At 36.9% G+C, this 17405-nt stretch carries 14 protein-coding genes; 5 read left to right on the top strand and 9 right to left on the bottom strand.

Going from position 1 to position 17405, the window contains the following annotated elements:
- Nucleotides 1-151 precede the first annotated feature (151 nt).
- The 3 genes from ACN1CD_RS06040 to ACN1CD_RS06030 all read right to left on the bottom strand — a co-directional run bounded on the left by ACN1CD_RS06040 (nucleotide 152) and on the right by ACN1CD_RS06030 (nucleotide 3159).
- Complete coding sequence (locus tag ACN1CD_RS06040) at nucleotides 152-1537, bottom strand: MATE family efflux transporter (RefSeq protein WP_419129424.1); 1386 nt, start codon at nucleotides 1535-1537, stop codon at nucleotides 152-154.
- Between the two features lie 491 nt (nucleotides 1538-2028).
- Nucleotides 2029-2664 carry a helix-turn-helix domain-containing protein gene (locus tag ACN1CD_RS06035; protein WP_419129423.1) on the bottom strand — a complete coding sequence of 212 codons (636 nt, stop codon included), beginning with the start codon at nucleotides 2662-2664 and terminating at the stop codon, nucleotides 2029-2031.
- A gap of 9 nt (nucleotides 2665-2673) precedes the next feature.
- A complete protein-coding gene (locus ACN1CD_RS06030; protein ID WP_419129422.1) occupies nucleotides 2674-3159 on the bottom strand; it encodes a DUF4442 domain-containing protein in 486 nt (161 codons plus the stop codon).
- A 303-nt stretch (nucleotides 3160-3462) separates the two neighbouring features.
- On the opposite strand from ACN1CD_RS06030, the gene ACN1CD_RS06025 reads away from it, so the two are divergent.
- The 3 genes from ACN1CD_RS06025 (at nucleotide 3463) to hemF (ending at nucleotide 6049) form a co-directional block, all read left to right on the top strand.
- Nucleotides 3463-3675 carry a coproporphyrinogen III oxidase gene (locus ACN1CD_RS06025; RefSeq protein WP_419129420.1) on the top strand — a complete coding sequence of 71 codons (213 nt, stop codon included), beginning with the start codon at nucleotides 3463-3465 and terminating at the stop codon, nucleotides 3673-3675.
- Nucleotides 3676-3775: 100 nt separating this feature from the next.
- Nucleotides 3776-5008 (top strand): MFS transporter, encoded by a 1233-nt coding sequence (locus ACN1CD_RS06020; RefSeq protein ID WP_419129419.1) that lies wholly within the window; start codon nucleotides 3776-3778, stop codon nucleotides 5006-5008.
- Nucleotides 5009-5152: 144 nt separating this feature from the next.
- Nucleotides 5153-6049, top strand: a complete 897-nt coding sequence (gene hemF, locus ACN1CD_RS06015) for an oxygen-dependent coproporphyrinogen oxidase (RefSeq protein WP_419129418.1) — start codon at nucleotides 5153-5155, stop codon at nucleotides 6047-6049.
- Here the strand turns inward: hemF and ACN1CD_RS06010 are convergent.
- The 3 genes from ACN1CD_RS06010 to ACN1CD_RS06000 all read right to left on the bottom strand — a co-directional run bounded on the left by ACN1CD_RS06010 (nucleotide 6046) and on the right by ACN1CD_RS06000 (nucleotide 9956).
- Nucleotides 6046-6744 carry an endonuclease V gene (locus tag ACN1CD_RS06010; RefSeq protein ID WP_419129417.1) on the bottom strand — a complete coding sequence of 233 codons (699 nt, stop codon included), beginning with the start codon at nucleotides 6742-6744 and terminating at the stop codon, nucleotides 6046-6048. The genes hemF and ACN1CD_RS06010 overlap by 4 nt on opposite strands.
- Nucleotides 6745-6922: 178 nt before the next feature.
- Nucleotides 6923-7360, bottom strand: a complete 438-nt coding sequence (locus ACN1CD_RS06005; RefSeq protein WP_419129416.1) for a hypothetical protein — start codon at nucleotides 7358-7360, stop codon at nucleotides 6923-6925.
- Nucleotides 7361-7535: 175 nt separating this feature from the next.
- Nucleotides 7536-9956, bottom strand: a complete 2421-nt coding sequence (locus ACN1CD_RS06000; protein ID WP_419129415.1) for a TonB-dependent receptor domain-containing protein — start codon at nucleotides 9954-9956, stop codon at nucleotides 7536-7538.
- 209 nt (nucleotides 9957-10165) lie between these two features.
- Here ACN1CD_RS06000 and ACN1CD_RS05995 point away from each other — a divergent pair, with 209 nt between their 5' ends.
- Both ACN1CD_RS05995 and ACN1CD_RS05990 read left to right on the top strand, forming a co-directional pair.
- Nucleotides 10166-10843, top strand: a complete 678-nt coding sequence (locus tag ACN1CD_RS05995; RefSeq protein ID WP_419129414.1) for a response regulator transcription factor — start codon at nucleotides 10166-10168, stop codon at nucleotides 10841-10843.
- The gene (locus tag ACN1CD_RS05990; protein ID WP_419129413.1) at nucleotides 10840-12093 is read left to right on the top strand and encodes a sensor histidine kinase; all 1254 of its coding nucleotides are present in this window, start codon (nucleotides 10840-10842) and stop codon (nucleotides 12091-12093) included. The genes ACN1CD_RS05995 and ACN1CD_RS05990 overlap by 4 nt, the downstream gene beginning before the upstream one ends.
- 117 nt (nucleotides 12094-12210) lie before the next feature.
- Here the strand turns inward: ACN1CD_RS05990 and ACN1CD_RS05985 are convergent, their stop codons facing one another.
- The 3 genes from ACN1CD_RS05985 to gyrA form a co-directional block, all read right to left on the bottom strand.
- Nucleotides 12211-13356, bottom strand: a complete 1146-nt coding sequence (locus tag ACN1CD_RS05985; RefSeq protein ID WP_419129412.1) for a tetratricopeptide repeat protein — start codon at nucleotides 13354-13356, stop codon at nucleotides 12211-12213.
- Between the two features lie 105 nt (nucleotides 13357-13461).
- Entirely contained in the window at nucleotides 13462-14547 is a 1086-nt protein-coding gene (locus tag ACN1CD_RS05980; RefSeq protein WP_419129411.1) for a tetratricopeptide repeat protein, read from the bottom strand.
- 32 nt (nucleotides 14548-14579) lie between these two features.
- Nucleotides 14580-17174 carry a DNA gyrase subunit A gene (gyrA, locus tag ACN1CD_RS05975; RefSeq protein ID WP_419129410.1) on the bottom strand — a complete coding sequence of 865 codons (2595 nt, stop codon included), beginning with the start codon at nucleotides 17172-17174 and terminating at the stop codon, nucleotides 14580-14582.
- Nucleotides 17175-17405: the final 231 nt, after the last annotated feature.

Here is a 17405-nt window from a genome sequence, read left to right as displayed (position 1 = left end):
ACAAAGATCAACTGCAAAGCTTTGGTGGCCCTTGTTGGGGAAATACTTCGAAAGTTTTACGGTACGCTCATCAAAACTTACGAAATTCTTCAGCGCACAGGCTTTATAAATTTAGTAAGTTGATAGATAGCTATCTTTTTAGATCAGATAGCTATTTTGCTAATTTACCATCAGTAACTATTTCCATGTTTAATGCTCTTGTTTTGTTTTGAAATCTCAGGAACAACAAGATGGAAGCAGTGAGCAAGCCAAGGGTTAAGCCATACCAGATTCCATTCACGCCTAAGCCGAAGTGAAAACCAAGCACATAACCCACAGGAATTCCAACCACCCAATAAGCCAGAAAGGTAATAAAGGTAGGAATGTTTACATCACCAATTCCCCTAAGTACTCCTAAACCCACTACCTGTGTGCCATCGAATAGCTGAAAAAAGCCAGCGATGATTACCAATTGTGAAGCTATTGCAACTACTTTCAAATCTCCTGTATAGATAAACGGCAAAAGGTTATTTGCCAGGATAAAAATAATCGCCGTGCAAGACATGAACAATAAAATAACATGATAACTTGCTATTGCTGATTTACGAAGATCATCGAAATTGTTTTTGCCAAAATTGTTCCCCGTTTTAATGGTTGCTGCAGATGCGACACCGCTCGCCATCATATAAGTCATGGCGGCCAGGCCAATAGCAATCTGATGTGCCGCCTGTTCTACGGCGCCAATAGTGCCGATTAATATTGCTGCACCACTAAAAGCACTGATTTCGAAAGAATATTGCATGGCAACCGGCGCACCAATTTTAATCAGTTTAAACGCCCTTACTTTATCAATAAAAGTAGCTTTAAAATCGGTAAGGTATTTTTTAAAATGTTTAGATCTTAAAACGTAAATAGCCATTACAATTGCCATTAAAGTTCTATCAATCAAAGTGCTTAAGCCCACACCACTTACGCCCATCGGTTTAATGCCGAACATTCCTTTCACAAAGATTATTCCCAGGGTTATATTGAGCACATTGCCCCAGATAGACACAAACATGGCCTGCTTGGTAAAGCCTAAACCTTCTGCAAATTGTTTAAAGGTTTGAAAAACTAGCAGTGGGATGATCGATGCCGATAGTAAGCCTAAATAGGGCTTCGCATAACTTACCACAGCAGGAGTTTGATTCAGGTGATCTATAACTAACAACACCCCAAAATGCACCAGGCAGTACAAGAAAATTCCGATCAGAATATTAATTATTAAACTATTTGACAACAATTTACCGCATTCTGCATGGTTTTGGCGACCATTCTCTTGTGCAATTAATGGTGTTAAACCATAGGAAATACCTAAGCCAATAACCATGATCAAAATAAAAATGCTATTTACTAATGACACGGATGCCAATTGTGTGGTATCGGTAAAGTGCCCCACAATTATACTGTCAGCCATATGAACTAAAGTATGCCCCACCTGGGAACCCACTATTGGCAAAGCCAGTACTAAATTTTCTTTGTAATAGTGTTTGTATTTATTGTAGATTTTAGAAAGCATATTTTGCAAAGGTCGGATTTTTAAATTTTAATTAAAGCAGAGAAACTAAATTATAATTTAAAGAGAGGCGTCATCAAAGACAATTTCGAAATCTCTTATCAGACTGAGGAAGTTTGTTAACCCGGAATCCCATGGAAACTTCGTAAGTCGAGAGATCAACTTGCGAAGTCTCAAAGGGCATGAGCGCGGAAAGACTTCGCCAGTTTCAACACGCACCAAAATTCTTCATTAGACTTACGAAGTTTGCCAACCCACAATCCCATAGAAATTTCGTAAGTCGAGAGATCAACTTGCGAAGTCTCAATGGGCAGGAGCGTAGCAAGACTTCGCCAGTTTCAACACGCACCTAAATTCTTCTATTAGACTGACGAAGTTTCCCCAAAGCACAAAAGCCACCTAAACTTCGTAAGTCGACTAACTTGCGAAGTCTCAACGGGCAGGAGCGTAGCAGGACTTCGCAAGTTTCAATGTGAATCTAAATCAATAAAATGCTATTTCATATTAACAGCCGTAAAATACTCTTCCTTTTCACTTGTATGTGTTCTGATTACATTGGTAATAATCAAATTAACCAGTATTTTTTGAGCTTTGCGGTAAGAGCAGCGAAGTAATTTACTAAATTCTTTAAGGGTAATCCGTTCTTTGCTATCTAAGTATTCAAGAAGCTTTTTCTCATTCTCAGAATAGGAGATAAGTATGCCCTGATCCTGATGATCATTTTTTAACACGTCTACAATGATTTTACTGGCGAGAACGCTTTTATCATCGATACGGATATAAGCCCACCATTTTTTCTGATCGTCCATGGCGTAGTGTGGCTTTATATCGCTCTCTGGGATATTCACCACCAGAACCAGTTTATCATCAACATAAATTTCTTCAAAAAAAGGTTCAATAGCGGGCTTACAAAGCTGATGTGCAGCAGTTAAGATCATATATTTCTCTTCCTCTTCGGATTTTACACCTTTAATGGTTCCATCATCTGCAACGCCAATTAATAATTTCCCACCTTTATTATTTGCAAAGGCAACCAGGCTTTTAGCAATTTTCTCGGTATTGGTTATGGTCTTTTTGAAATCAAGTTGAACACCCTCACCTTGCAAAATCAAACTTTTAATACTCGGCATAAAATTAAACTAATAGGCAACTGTAGGCGTTTCGCCCTGATGCAGGTTTCGGATATAAACTTCATTCATTACGGTAGCACATAGCTCGCCGTTTTTATTGGTAACTTCCATCGGATAGGCTTTCACAAATCTACCTATCGTTTTTAAGGCCATTTCCGCTTCAGTAATCATTTCATCAGTCAGCTTAATGGTAAAATATAAATTCGACTGACCAGGTTTCAAATATTGGATGGATGCACTTTTAAGCCAAACACGCACTTTAAAACCTCTTCGTTGCATCAACTGATCAAATAACAGAGCATAAAACGGATCTGTAGCAGCGTAGATCGTTCCTCCGAAAATCGAGCCATTATAGTTTTTATTTAGAAAACTCCTGCTGATTTTTACCGTGCAACCTTTAAATTCACCCTCAAAGCGCTGTACCCAAATACGTTGAAAAAATAGCGGTGGATATAGACGCATTACCCATTTAAGCGTATTTTTAGAAATAATCATACATTACTAATATCAGAAAGATTTGCCGCTTTTTAAACTTTTATCCTATGTTTTTTTAACCACTCGGCAAATGGTGTTTGCAAATTCTGATACCAGGTTTGCATACGTAACAATACTGTTGAAAATTCATATACAGGAATAAGATTGGGAGTATAGTGTATATTTTACACTTTAAAAATTGAATATTTCAAAACACAACAGCCTTTAAATCTATAACTTACGTATTCATCTAATGATTTTAATCTAAAAAAACAAAACCAAATGATAACATTGTTGTTAAGATTAGAGATAACAATAAAAACTATGAAAAAAATAATCTTAAGTCTTGCTTTTGCTGGTACGATCATGATTGCCACTTCAGCATGCAATTCGTCTAAAAATATGGCTGGTTCTTCAGATAGTACCATGACGGATTCGACAACTACTGCTCCAATGGACACCACAAAAACTACAACACCGGCGGATACATCTAAAACGATGCCGCCAGATACTACAACAAAAACACCTCCAATGTAGGAGTTATAAAAGCCATCCCAACCGGATGGCTTTTATTTTTCATAACTATTTTTTTTATTTGGTCGATTTTGTACTTTCAGCAAATAAACCAAATAGCTAAATGGATTCCCAAACCCAACCAAACAATCGCAACGTCATATTCCTGGTCATCGTAGCCGCTCTAGGTTATTTTGTAGACATATATGATCTCGTTCTCTTCTCAGTTGTCCGATTAAAAAGCTTTTCTGATATTGGCGTTTCGCCAGAACACATGCGCACGGAAGGCGAATATGTGATCAACATGCAAATGTTCGGTTTGTTGCTTGGTGGATTGTTATGGGGAATAATTGGTGATAAATTCGGTCGCATTAAAGTTTTATTCGGCTCTATTTTAATGTACTCTGTTGCCAACATTGCAAATGGCTTTGCCACAGATGTGCACAGCTATGCGATTATTAGATTGGTGGCCGGAATTGGTTTAGCAGGGGAATTAGGTGCAGGAATTACATTGGTTACTGAAACCATGGATAAAGAAAAACGTGGCTATGGAACAATGGTTGTAGCAGGAATTGGCCTTTTAGGTGCAGCTGCAGCTGCTACTATTGGCAAACACTTCACCTGGCAAACCTCCTACTTTGTAGGTGGTGGGATGGGATTACTACTATTGCTATTGCGCGTTGGAACATTTGAATCAGGCATGTTTAAACACGCGGAGCAATCTAAAAGCGTTTGGAAAGGTAATTTCTTTATGCTATTTTCCGATCGGAAAAGATTCTTAAAATACCTGGCTTGTATCTGTTTGGGCTTACCACTCTGGTTTATTGTAGGTATTTTGGTTACCCAATCTCCGGAAATAGGAAAAGTATTAGGTGCAAGGGAAGTGCTGAATGCAGGAACAGGAATTATGTATACCTACTTTGGGATTGCAATAGGCGATGTAGTTTGTGGTTTCCTGGCTCAAATTCTGAAATCAAGAAAGAAGACGGTTCTCATATTTCAGAGTCTATCGGTAATCACGGTTATTTTATACCTCACCAGCAGTAACTTAACTGAGAATAGTTTCGTGCTCATTTGTTTGGTGATGGGCTTTGGTGTAGGCTACTGGGCTACTTTCGTAACCATTGCCGCAGAACAATTTGGAACCAATATCCGATCTACGGTAACCACTACAGCGCCCAACTTTGTGCGGGGAGCTTTGATTCCAATTACTTTAGTCTTCGAATTTTTTGTTCATCAATACAATATTGTTATCGCAGGTTTTATCATGATGGGGATACTCACTGTAATTGCAATGATCTCTGTAGTGTCACTTAAAGAAAGTTTTAACAAAGATTTGAATTATCTGGAAGAATAAGTGCAAGAATTAAACTTTCTAGTGTCTTCTACAGCTATGAAAATTCTGCTGTTTTCGATCAATGTCAATAAAATGTACTATCTACAGATAAATCATCATTAGCGCATGAATAGCCTTAAGTTTGTATTAAAAGGTGAATAAATCATGATATTTAAAGAAGAGGTAGCAGCGCGTTATAGGCAAATTCAGGATGAAATTTGCAAAGGATTAGAGATTGCTGATGGCAAAGGAAAGTTTGAAGAAGAATTATGGGAAAGAAATGGTGGGGGAGGAGGTCGCACCCGAATTATGCAAAATGGTTCAATTATTGAAAAAGGTGGTGTAAACTTTTCAGCAGTTCATGGCAAATTACCTGAACCCATTAAAAAGGCTTTTAATGTAACAGAAGAGGATTTTTTTGCTACAGGAGTTTCCATTGTGATTCATCCCAATCATCCGCTGGTTCCCATTATTCATATGAACATCAGGTATTTTGAGTTGAATGAAGAGACTCGTTGGTTTGGCGGTGGAATAGATTTAACGCCTCATTATGTATTTGAAAACGACGCTCGTTTTTTTCATCATAAATTAAAAAATGCCTGTGATGAATTTAACCCTGATTTTTATCCCAAATTTAAAGAGCAAGCTGACAACTACTTCTTCATCAAACACAGAGAAGAAACTCGTGGAATAGGCGGCATTTTTTATGATCGTTTGAAGCCTGAAAATACAAATCTATCCTGGGAAGGAATTCTAGATTTTTCCGCTAATATTGGTGAAACATTCTTACCCATCTATACCGAATTGTTGGAGCGAAACCGCGACAAGGAATTCACTGATATTCAAAAAGAGTGGCAATATCAACGTAGAAGCCGGTACGTAGAATTTAACCTCGTTTACGATTCGGGAACTAAATTTGGTTTAGAAACCAATGGAAGAATCGAATCTATTTTAATGAGTTTACCACCACAAGCAAATTGGGGTTATAATGTTCAGCCGGAAATTGGCTCTGAAGAATATCAAACTTTACAATTGCTAAAAAAGGGAATCAACTGGATTTAAAATAAGGTTAAAGGCTGGGTTTTAATATGAAAACCAGCCTTTAATTTGCCGGTTCTAAAATCATTTACCAGATCATGAATTAACCGTGTTGGTTCAGGGATTCTATAATTTCCAATACACCTTTTAATTACTGCTAAAGCTTGTTCAGTTGTAATTAAATGTCCTGCTGAAATATAAACAGGTTTATTATTGTCTTTAGTTCTTAAAGCATAACCCAAAATTTCACCGTGACTTTTAATTTCTGCAGTACTAAACTTAGATTTTTCCGGAAGGTGATTTTCACCATATAAGATACTCTTCGCGCAACCAATAGTTGCCTGATTGGCAAGTACACCAAAATGCGAGGCAACGCCCATTCGTCTGGGATGCAGAATGCCATTGCCATCCAATACCACAATATCAGGTTTTTCAGGGATCAAATCCCATACTTTTAACAGTGCAGGTACTTCTTTAAAACCTAAATACCCAGGCTGATAAGGAAAAGTTGTTTCGTAGGTTTCGAGTGCGTACGACTGCACAATCATTTCCGGAAAGCTTAAAATCACTATTCCGGCATACATGGTTGAACTGCCTTTATCAAAAGAAATATCAGCACCTGCAATGGTCTTAATACTTTTTAGCGGTTGGAAAATCAGTTGCCTGGACAAGGCGATTTGTAAAGTATCGGCTTCAGGGAAGGTGAAATGATCATACATACTAGCACAACAAAAAATCAGGTATTTAGTTGAGCAAATCGGCTAACCATGCGGATTGAAAGCGATTGGAATAATTCACCTTTGGCGATTGGAAAGATGAATATGCTTGAGGATATAAACATCAATGAGCAGTCTTGGATATTAAGACTGCTCATTGATTAAATTAAATGATTGAATTTTATTCCGTCCAGGCAATAGGAACGTAAACGGTTACATAACCATCGGCATCAATCATTTCCGGAGATAAGGTTACGGTGATAGAACCATAACCCGTCCAGTTTCCCTGACCTCTTTCTGCACTGAACTCATACGTTCCTGCAGGTAAACCATTAATCGTACCTGGCAATTGATAAGGTAAAAATGTTCCGAACGAGGATGGTCCATTTTCAACATAATAATCATCGCCGCTTTCCTGGTTATAAATGGTAAAGCCTGGTGATTCTGTGGATACCGATGTAGTTAAACTGCCATCAATATTTCTGTAACCTAAACGCACATTGTAAGTAGTTACTTTAGCTTTGGTGCTGCTAACTGGTTTTGGTACTTCTGGCGTAGCATATGTTGTTAAGGATACAACACATAATACAAGCATGCAAATTGAAATGATCTTTTTCATAATATAAGTTTTTGTACTATAAAGATCACAAAATATTTCATGTTATCTGTTAATTTGGGATTATTAAAGTATTAATAAAATACTTTGAAGTATGTTTAGTTCTAAATCAATAATAATGTATTAGTATACAGATTGTATTGTCTAAAACAAATTTTGAAGAGGGTATAGGTACCTGTTAAAACTTATAATTATATCCTATTCTAAAAACCTGGGTTTCCAAATAGTCAGTACTGATATAGGTGAAACCATTTCCAATGATTCTTCTCTTGGTCTTCAGTGTATTTAATATGTCGGTTCCATTCAAAAATAGTTCGCCCTTTCCTCGTTGTATCTGCTTCTTAATCCCAAGGTCAATCGAAAATCTAGCACCAATTGTTCCCTGAGGGATAATGTCTTTAGCTAAATAGATCCCTGAAAGCTGGATTTGTATCTGATCTTTTAATTTGAACGTGTTATTCAGCTTCACGTTTCCGGAAGTAATATTTTCTTCGGGCATGCTATAGGTGGTTGGTACCGGGTATCTATTGGTTACCGTAAATCCATTGATCTTATTTCGATAAATCGCAGCACTTGCATTGAACGAATACCAGGAGGCAAGTTCTTGTTGTAAAACAAATTCATTACCAGTTTGATAGCTTCTTCCGGCATTCTGAAAAATATTATATAAAATAGTACTGCCCGGCACTTGTGTTGCAATCCTGGTAATTGTTGCATCAATGATTTTATGATAAAACGAGGTGTAGATATTTCCGTTTTTCCAGTTCAAACGATAGCCTAATTCTACGGTATTTGTAAATTGAGGGCGGAGCGTAGGATTGCCAACCTTAAGAAGCTCGGGTTCATCATATTTTGGAAATATGCGAATATCAACCTCATTTGGTCTATCGACTCTTCTGTTATAAAATATTGAAAGCTTATTGTTCTCATCTATTTTTAAAGCTAAACGCAGGTTTGGAAAAGGTCTTGCATAGTCATAACCATCACTTTTGTAAGTATTATGATCAGGATTAATATCATATTGTACATTAACATATTCGAACCTTAGGCCAGCCTCTATTTCGAAATGATTTGTTTCCAGCACGTAATTTGCGTAAGCCGCAGGAATCGTTTCCTTGTAATCGGCCCAGCCACCAGCATTAGCATCAATCGGAGAATTAAGTCCTGGAAAGAACTGCATATTTGTAGGAATAGTTCTTCTCCTTAATTTCAGACCCATTTCTATTCTTCCCCGTTTTAACGGCTTAATGTAATCCAGGTTGAAATCTGCTACATGTTCATCCGACAGCAAGGCAAATGAATCCTCTCCAGTATATAGAGGCATGATGTTGGTGAAAAAATATTTTTCATCTTCTCTATGCCATGTGTAATTGAAACTTGCATTGAGTAAATGTCCAGGTTGTTTGAACTTATGCTGATAGCTGGCAGAACCCGTAACGGTGTATTTTACCTCATCTTCCAGAAATTGCCATAATCTAAGTCTTTGGGAAAAATTTTCGTTAAAATAAGGGATATCTCCCTTATCGATAATCTTTTCTCTATTAAAATAACCAGAAAATGTGAACGAATTTTGTTCATCCGGATTCCAGTCTATGCCGCTTTTTAATGTAGTGTAACTGGTGGTTCGGTTTCTTTTTACCTGTTGATTGATGATGGTGCCATCGCTATAGGTCCTGGTGGCAAACTCATTTCTATTCAAAGTTTGTGTATAAAGGTAATCACCCTGAAAAAAAGTATTGAGCTTATTTTTTCTGTAATTAAGCGATAATGATGGATTGATCTTTGGCGTAGCCTGATATTGTGGACGAATAGTGGGTAGATTTTCTTTTCGCTCCCAAAGCGAACCCAAGCCGGTTGTTAAGGCTATTTTTCCATTAAAATCTTCTTGTTTATTCTTTTTATAGATGATGTTAATAATGCCCGCATTTCCGTTCGCATCGTATTTTGACGACGGATTGTTAATTATTTCAATTCTTTCTATTGCAGAGGCAGGGATATTATCAAGTCCGGTTTGTATGCCAAAACCTGTCATCGCATTTTGTTTTCCATCAACCAATATCGAAACCTTATCATTTCCTCGAAGCAGGATTTTACCATCCTGTAGAGTTACTCCAGGAAGATTCTGCATAGCCTGCAATACTGAACCGCCAGATTGTGCTATATTGTTACCGAGGGTAAAAATTTTTTTGTCCATTTTATCTGAGAGCCCATCTGCGCTTCCTTGCGCTACAATATTAACAGTACTCAATGTTTGTAAATCTTCGGTTATGATCATTTCTCCAAGATCCAGAAAAGCATTAAGTGAGCCAACAATCACGTCTATTTCTTTTTTCTGATATCCAACAATGGAAATTTCCAGCGTATAGTTTCCGGCTAAAAGGTCTACCAATTTGAATCTTCCTTCTACATCGGTAATGGTACCGGTTATAAATTTTTGGTCGGCCTTTTGTTTAATTATGATATTGGCAGACTCGATTGCCTTCATATGTTTTGAATCCTTAATAATCCCGGAAATGGTAACTTTTGTAACCTGTGAATAGGAGATGAATGTTGCCAAAATTAATAACACGAGCAAGAGAAAATACTTCTTAAAAATCATAACTTAATTAATGTGTAATTTTAGTACATAGTTAATGGGTAAATCTGTTGGAATTTAGAAGTTGAATTATTATTTGAGAATTATCTTGCGTAGAGAATCATTCTGTGTGAGCAGGGGAGATCCGAGGAACTGAAAACGACTTAACAAATTATCTTTATCCTATAAGCTGCACCAATTTCCTACAGAATTAAAATGTTATTTTGCAATCAATGAAGATACTGATCATTGAAGATGAACAATCGCTGAGAGAAAGCATTCTTTCCTATCTAAAGGGAGAAGGTAATATCTGTGAGGTGGCAACCACTTATCGGAGTGCGCTGGAGAAGATTAACCTCTACAGTTATGACTGTGTTTTACTTGATCTGACCTTACCTGGAGGTGATGGACTTAAAATCCTGAGCGAAATTAAAAAATTGAATAAACAAGAAGGTGTGCTTATTATATCGGCCAGGCATTCTCTTGATGATAAGCTAAGTGGGCTGGAAATGGGTGCTGACGACTATATGGTCAAGCCCTTTCATTTGTCTGAGCTCAAGGCAAGGATTATGGCTGTGGTAAGAAGGAAAAATTTTAGCGGCAGTAACCTGATGGCTTTTAACGAGATCAATATCGATATATTGGCAATGGAAGTTAAAGTTAATGAAAAACTGATCCACATTACCAAAAAAGAATATGACCTGCTTATCTATTTTATATCGAATCAGGGCAAGGTAATCACCAAGAATGCCATTGCTGAACATCTATGGGGTGATGAAATTGATATGTCTGATGATTTTGATTTTATCTATACACACATTAAAAATCTTAGAAAAAAATTGGTAGAAGCAGGGGCGAAGGACTATATAAAATCTATGTATGGCGTAGGTTACAAACTGGAAAATGTATGAAGTTAGCGCAACGGTATAATAGAACAAATCTTTTTATCTCGTTTATCATATTAATGATTACCGGGGTGATTTATTACATTGCCATACACTTTATCCTAACAGGAAAACTAGACCGGGATCTGGTTATCGAAGAAAAGGAAATTGAGGCATATGTATCGAATTATGGAAAACTGCCAGCTCCGGGAGATTTTTTGCATCAGAAAGTAACCTATCGTAAACTTGCAACCGGCCAGATTATTGAACGTAACTTCCTGTATGAGGACTTTTATAACAAGGCAGAAAAAGAAAATGAAGCTGGAAGAAGCCTGATTACCAGCGTTAATCTAAAAGGTGAAAATTTTCAGGTCACCATTAGTAAATCCAGAGTTGAATCCGATGACCTGGTAAGACTGATCTTCATGATTACTTTAGCCGTTACGGTATTGCTTTTGATTTCTCTTTCGCTGATCAACAGGTTTGTGCTACAACGTATCTGGAGCCCGTTTTATTCGACGCTAAACATGATGAAAGCTTTTAATATTACTCAAAAGGAGGAAATCATTGCTCAGCATACAAAGATAGATGAATTTAATGAGCTCAACACAGCGGTGCTGAGCATGGCCGACAGGGTAAAAAAAGACTATTCTAAGTTGAAGACCTTCACCGATAATGCCTCGCACGAAATAATGACACCGCTTGCCATCATTAATAACAAACTTGACCTACTGCTGCAAGGGAAGCCTTTAGATCTTGAACAAGGGAAATTGATCGATGAAATCTATCACGCTGTAGGTAGACTTAGCCGATTAAATAATTCACTCATATTATTGGCTAAAATTGAAAATAATCTGATTCCAGAGCAGGAAAGTGTTGATCTTAAAGGGCTTATAAACCAAAAAATTGATCAGTTTCAAGAATTATTGGATAATAAAAATATCACTCTTATCAAAGATCTCCAGGATAAAAAGGTGGTTATAAGCAGATATTTGGTGGATATTCTGTTAAACAACTTACTTAGTAATGCAATCCGGCATAATATAGCTAATGGAAAAATTGAAATTAAACTTGACAGCCGTTCACTTAAAATTTCAAATACAGGCTCAGTTGAAGCGCTTGATGGAAATCTTGCTTTTGAACGGTTCTATAAGATCTCAACCTCTGAAGGTATGGGATTGGGACTGGCTATCGTAAAGCAAATAGCAACACTGCACAATTATAGCGTAACTTACAATTTTGCTGAAGGGAGACATATTTTTTCAATAGAATTTTAACCTGCAAATGCATATCTAATCAAACCTAAAATAAAATATTAATTTGTCCTATAATTAATATTATGTTAAGTTGGATATAGAAATACTCACTCCTGATACGTTTCTTCTCCTCTGCTATTATAACTCCTGAAGTTTACGATTTAGTTCCTGAACTTTATCAGTTGCTTTTTTACGAGAATAGATATCCAATAACAACTGAACAGTTTTCTTGTCGTTAGGATTTATTTCATTGGCACGTTGCAATGCAAGCTGTGCTCTGTTAATTAATGAATTGTACTTGGAAACTTTTTCGGCATCGCTTTTCTGCAAAGTTTCGTTCGCTGTATTAATATAAGCTAAACTCAGCTGGTACAATGCATCGAAATAATTTTGATCTGTCGCAAGCGCTTTATCATAAGCTAAAATTGCTGTTGGATTATTACCGCCAGCTTGTTGTAAGTAACCATAGAGAAAATACAATAATTTATTTCCTTTCTCAACTTTCAAATTTCCTTCAATCAAACTTGTTGCTTTCGCATAGTTATCGGTATCCAATAATAAATTGATGTAGTCGTTCGTCAGGTTTCGGTTAAATGGATTCTTTAGCAGACCATCTTCCAGCGTTTTAATAGCGGTTTCATAATCATATTTCGCACTGTACAATTGTGCCAGTTTTTGAAACATTGAAGCATTCCGGATCCCATTGTTTTTTGCCCGATTAAAGTAAGCAATCGACTCATCATAATCCTGAATATTTAATGCACAAATCGCTGTATTTAAGGCTAATGTTGTATCAGTCGGGAAGCTATCACTTACTTCCTTCAAGTCGTCATATGCTTCTTTAAAATCATTGTTGAAATAAGACGAGTTCCCCCTCTCCTGCTTCTTAATCAGGATATTATGATTGGAAGCCTTAATTAGTCCGGAATTATCTTCATACTTATCCAATCCTCGGGCTTGCTTGATAGCCGTGTTGGCGGCTTCGTAAAATTTATCAGAATTAGCAGCGTCCGTATCTATTAATGATGCGTAAGAAGTCAGGTAAGATTTAAGTGACCAGGTTTCGGCCCAATTCTTCGTCTTATTATCTTTTTCTGCAGATTCTATTGCCTTTAAACCTTCTGTAATAATAGTCAGTTGTTTCTTTTCATCTTCTTTATTTGCGATGGAAGCCTGAAGTTTCCCTACTGAATTGCGGGCAATCAAAATCTGACTTTTTTGAGCGAAAGAATTTATTGAAGTGGAAACCAAAAGTGCTATTAATAGCTTAAAACCATTTTGCATAATAGATCAATCTGTAATGATGGGTAAAATACTAATCAGGTAAAAATAAGTAAAAAAAAAGAGTCCTGATAAAATCAGGACTCTTTTTTGAGTTTTTGCATTTAATTATTGCTTAGGTAAAGCATCTAATTTAGCTTTAACATCATTATAATTTTTAGTATCGTTTCTGAAAGCATAAATAGTTTTCAACGTTTCTAATGCACCAGCATTTTTCGGATCAATTTCCATTGCTTTTTTGTAGAATGGCAATGATTTATCCAATAATCCATTCATTCTTGTGGTGATCTCAGCAAATTCCTTCACTTTTTTCTGATCGATTTTGTTTCTATCTGCCTGAAGTTTCAAAGCTTGTGAGAAATAAATGTTACCCAATAATACCTGATAATTAGGATTTGTTGGTTCTTTAGTAGCTAAAGCATTTAACATTTGCTCTGATTTTGCAACATCACCTCTATCGATATAAATCTGAGTTTCAGTTTTGATTAAGTCTACATTCTCAGGATATTTAGCTACCGCTTCTGCAATCAGTGCTAAAGCAGCAGTAGTATCTTTCTGCTTTCTTAAAGTAACATCAACCAATTCGTTATACAAATCTTTAGACTGTGGCGAATTTAAAGAAATTACTTTTTTAAACTGCTGAATCATACCTGGATAATCTTCCACATTTCTAGCTGCAATACCTGCATTTAAATACATGGCAGTATCAGTTGGATTGATTACAGTTGCCTGAACAAATTTAGTATAGGCTGTTTTATAATCCTTTTTATTGTAAGCCATTACACCTGCATTACGCACGGCGTTAGAAATATTGGTTTCAGCTAAAGTGATATTTTCTTTCTCTGCACCTTTGGTATCTAATTTTTTAGCTTCAACAAGCGCATCCTGAGCAACTTTTAAGTTTGCATCTGCATTCGCCACGTTTACTGTATCTAAAATAGCAGCAGAAGAAGCAAATAATGCACGGTAAGTCCATGCTTCAGGCATTACTTTAGATTTTTCATCAGCAATGGCTTTATCAGTATGAGCTAAACCGGTTTTAACAGATTCTAACTTTTTATCTAGTGGTGTTGCACCTTGTGTAGTTAACTGGAAAATTCCCCATGCTTTTTTTGCTTCGTTAACTTCACTTTTCTGAGCAAACGCAGAGCTTGCTGCTCCTGCCAAAATTATACCTAGAAATACTCTTTTCATAATTTTTATTCTAATTTTTATTTTAGTTAATTTTATTTTTCCGTTGCGTCATCGGCATCACTTTCCTCATCGTCTTCTTCAGTTTCTTCTGCTTCAGCAGTTGGATCAGCTTCTATTTCTTCACCATCTACTACCAAAACACTTTCTAAATCAACTGTTTCTTCTTCATCCTCTTCGTGATCAATCTTAGTAACCGATGCAATTTCATCATCACCTTTTAGAGAGATTAAACGAACACCCTGAGTTGCGCGTCCCATTACTCTTAAAGCTGAAACAGGAATTCTAATTACAATTCCAGAGCGGTTAATGATCATCAAATCTTCACTATCTGTAACGTCTTTAATAGAAACTAATTGTCCGGTTTTCTCGGTAACATTGATGGTTTTTACACCTTTACCACCACGATTGGTTACGCGGTAATCTTCAATGTCCGTCCGTTTTCCGTATCCTTTTTCTGATACTACTAACACCGTAACTTCCGGATTGTTTACAGCAATCATGCCAACAACTTCATCTTTGTCATGTGCAAGTCTCACACCACGTACTCCGGTAGCTGTTCTTCCCATCGGGCGAACGGTACTTTCATTAAAGCGAATAGCCCTTCCAGAACGTAATGCCATTACAATTTCGCTCTGACCATTAGTTAAACAAGCTTCTAATAATACATCACCTTCATTGATGTTTATCGCATTGATACCATTTACACGAGGACGTGAATAAGACTCCAGAGAAGTTTTCTTAATGGTACCTTTTTTAGTACACATAATGATGAAGTTGTTCTCCAGGTATTCCTGATCTTTAAGGTTTTTAACTTTGATGTAAGCCTTAATTTTCTCGTCTTTCGGAATATTGATGATGTTTTGTATCGCCCTTCCTTTACTGGTTCTGGAACCTTCCGGAATTTCGTAAACCCTCAACCAGAAACATCTTCCGGCTTCGGTAAAGAATAACATATAATTATGGTTGGTGGCCACCAGCATGTGCTCGATAAAATCTTCATTTCTCGAAGTACTTCCTTTAGAACCTTTTCCACCTCTACCCTGTGCCCTGAACTCAGTTGCTGGCGTACGTTTTACATAACCTTCGTGAGAAATGGTGATCACAACTTCTTCATCATCAATGAAATCTTCCATGCTCATGTCTTCGGCTGAGTGAACAATAGTTGTTCTACGTTCATCGCCGAATTTTTGCTGAATCTCTGCTAACTCGTCTTTGATAATCTGCATTCGCAAACCTTCATCAGCAAGAATAGCTTTTAAGCTTTCGATGGTTTTCATCAGCTCTGCATACTCTTCTTTAATTTTATCACGCTCTAGTCCTGTTAAACGACGAAGCGTCATATCCAGAATGGCACGTGCCTGAAGATCACTTAAACCAAATGTTTCCATTAAACCCATGCGGGCTTCTTCCGGAGTTTCTGATGCACGAATTAATTTAATTACTTCATCTAAATGATCTAAAGCAATTAAATAACCTTCTAAAATGTGTGCACGTTTTTCAGCTTCAGCTAATTCATATTTTGTACGGCGAACAACAACATCATGTCTGTGGTCTACGAAATGCACAATTAAATCTTTTAGATTTAGCATTTGCGGACGACCTTTTACCAATGCAATATTATTTACACTGAAAGATGTTTGTAAAGCGGTGTATTTATAAAGGTTGTTTAAAACGATAGAAGCATTGGCATCACGCTTAATTTCGTAAACGATGCGGATACCATCTTTGTTCGATTCATCTTTAATGTTCGAAATACCTTCTAGTTTTTTCTCGCCTACCAATTCAGCAGTACGCTCAATCATCATGGCTTTATTAACCTGGTATGGAATTTCCGTTACAATGATTACTTCGCGGTCTTTAATGCTTTCAATTTCTGCTTTAGCACGCATAACAATACGTCCACGGCCGGTTTCAAAAGCTTCTTTTACACCTGTGTAACCATAAATGATACCACCTGTAGGGAAATCCGGAGCTTTTACAAACTTCATCAATTCTTCGATGGTAATATCGCGGTTATCGATATAATTTACTATGCCATCTATCACCTCAGTTAAGTTATGCGGCGCCATATTGGTTGCCATTCCCACTGCGATACCAGATGAACCATTCACCAAAAGGTTTGGAATTTTTGCAGGTAACACGGTAGGTTCCTGTAGTGTATCATCAAAGTTTAACTGAAAATCTACCGTATCTTTATTAATATCGGCAAGCATTTCCTCTGCTACTTTAGAAAAACGTGCCTCTGTATAACGCATTGCAGCTGGTGAGTCACCATCAATGTGGCCAAAGTTTCCTTGCCCATCTACCATTGGATAACGTAAACTCCAATCCTGAGCCATACGAACCATGGTAAAATATACTGATGCATCACCATGTGGGTGATACTTACCTAAAACTTCACCTACAATACGGGCAGACTTTTTATGGGGTTTATTACTCGTTACACCTAAATCAAGCATGCCGTATAAAACACGGCGGTGAACTGGTTTCAATCCATCACGCACATCAGGCAAAGCCCTGGATACGATTACCGACATTGAATAGTCAATGTAGGCCGATTTCATCTGCTCCTCTATATTAATTCGGATGATTTTGTCGTTTTGTTGATTTTCTAAATCTTCTGCCATAAGTTATTATTCTCGTTATCGAAAACGATATTTAAAAAAGGTATTGTTATAACCTTGCGAATTTAGCAAAAATATGCCGAAATAAGGCATTTTGGAAAAGTTTTGGCTGTAGTTAAAGGTTTTTAGATGAAAGATTTTTTTGGTGTTCTTACAGTCCTGTTTAAATAAGTTTTTTTTTTAACAGTGGTGACTAGTGCCACCAATCTTTAGAAATCAAGCCAACATATTATT

The sequence above is a fragment of the Pedobacter sp. N23S346 genome (genome assembly GCF_048515415.1).
In the GTDB taxonomy this organism is placed as follows: domain Bacteria; phylum Bacteroidota; class Bacteroidia; order Sphingobacteriales; family Sphingobacteriaceae; genus Pedobacter.
This window is presented reverse-complemented; position numbering and strand designations above follow the sequence as displayed.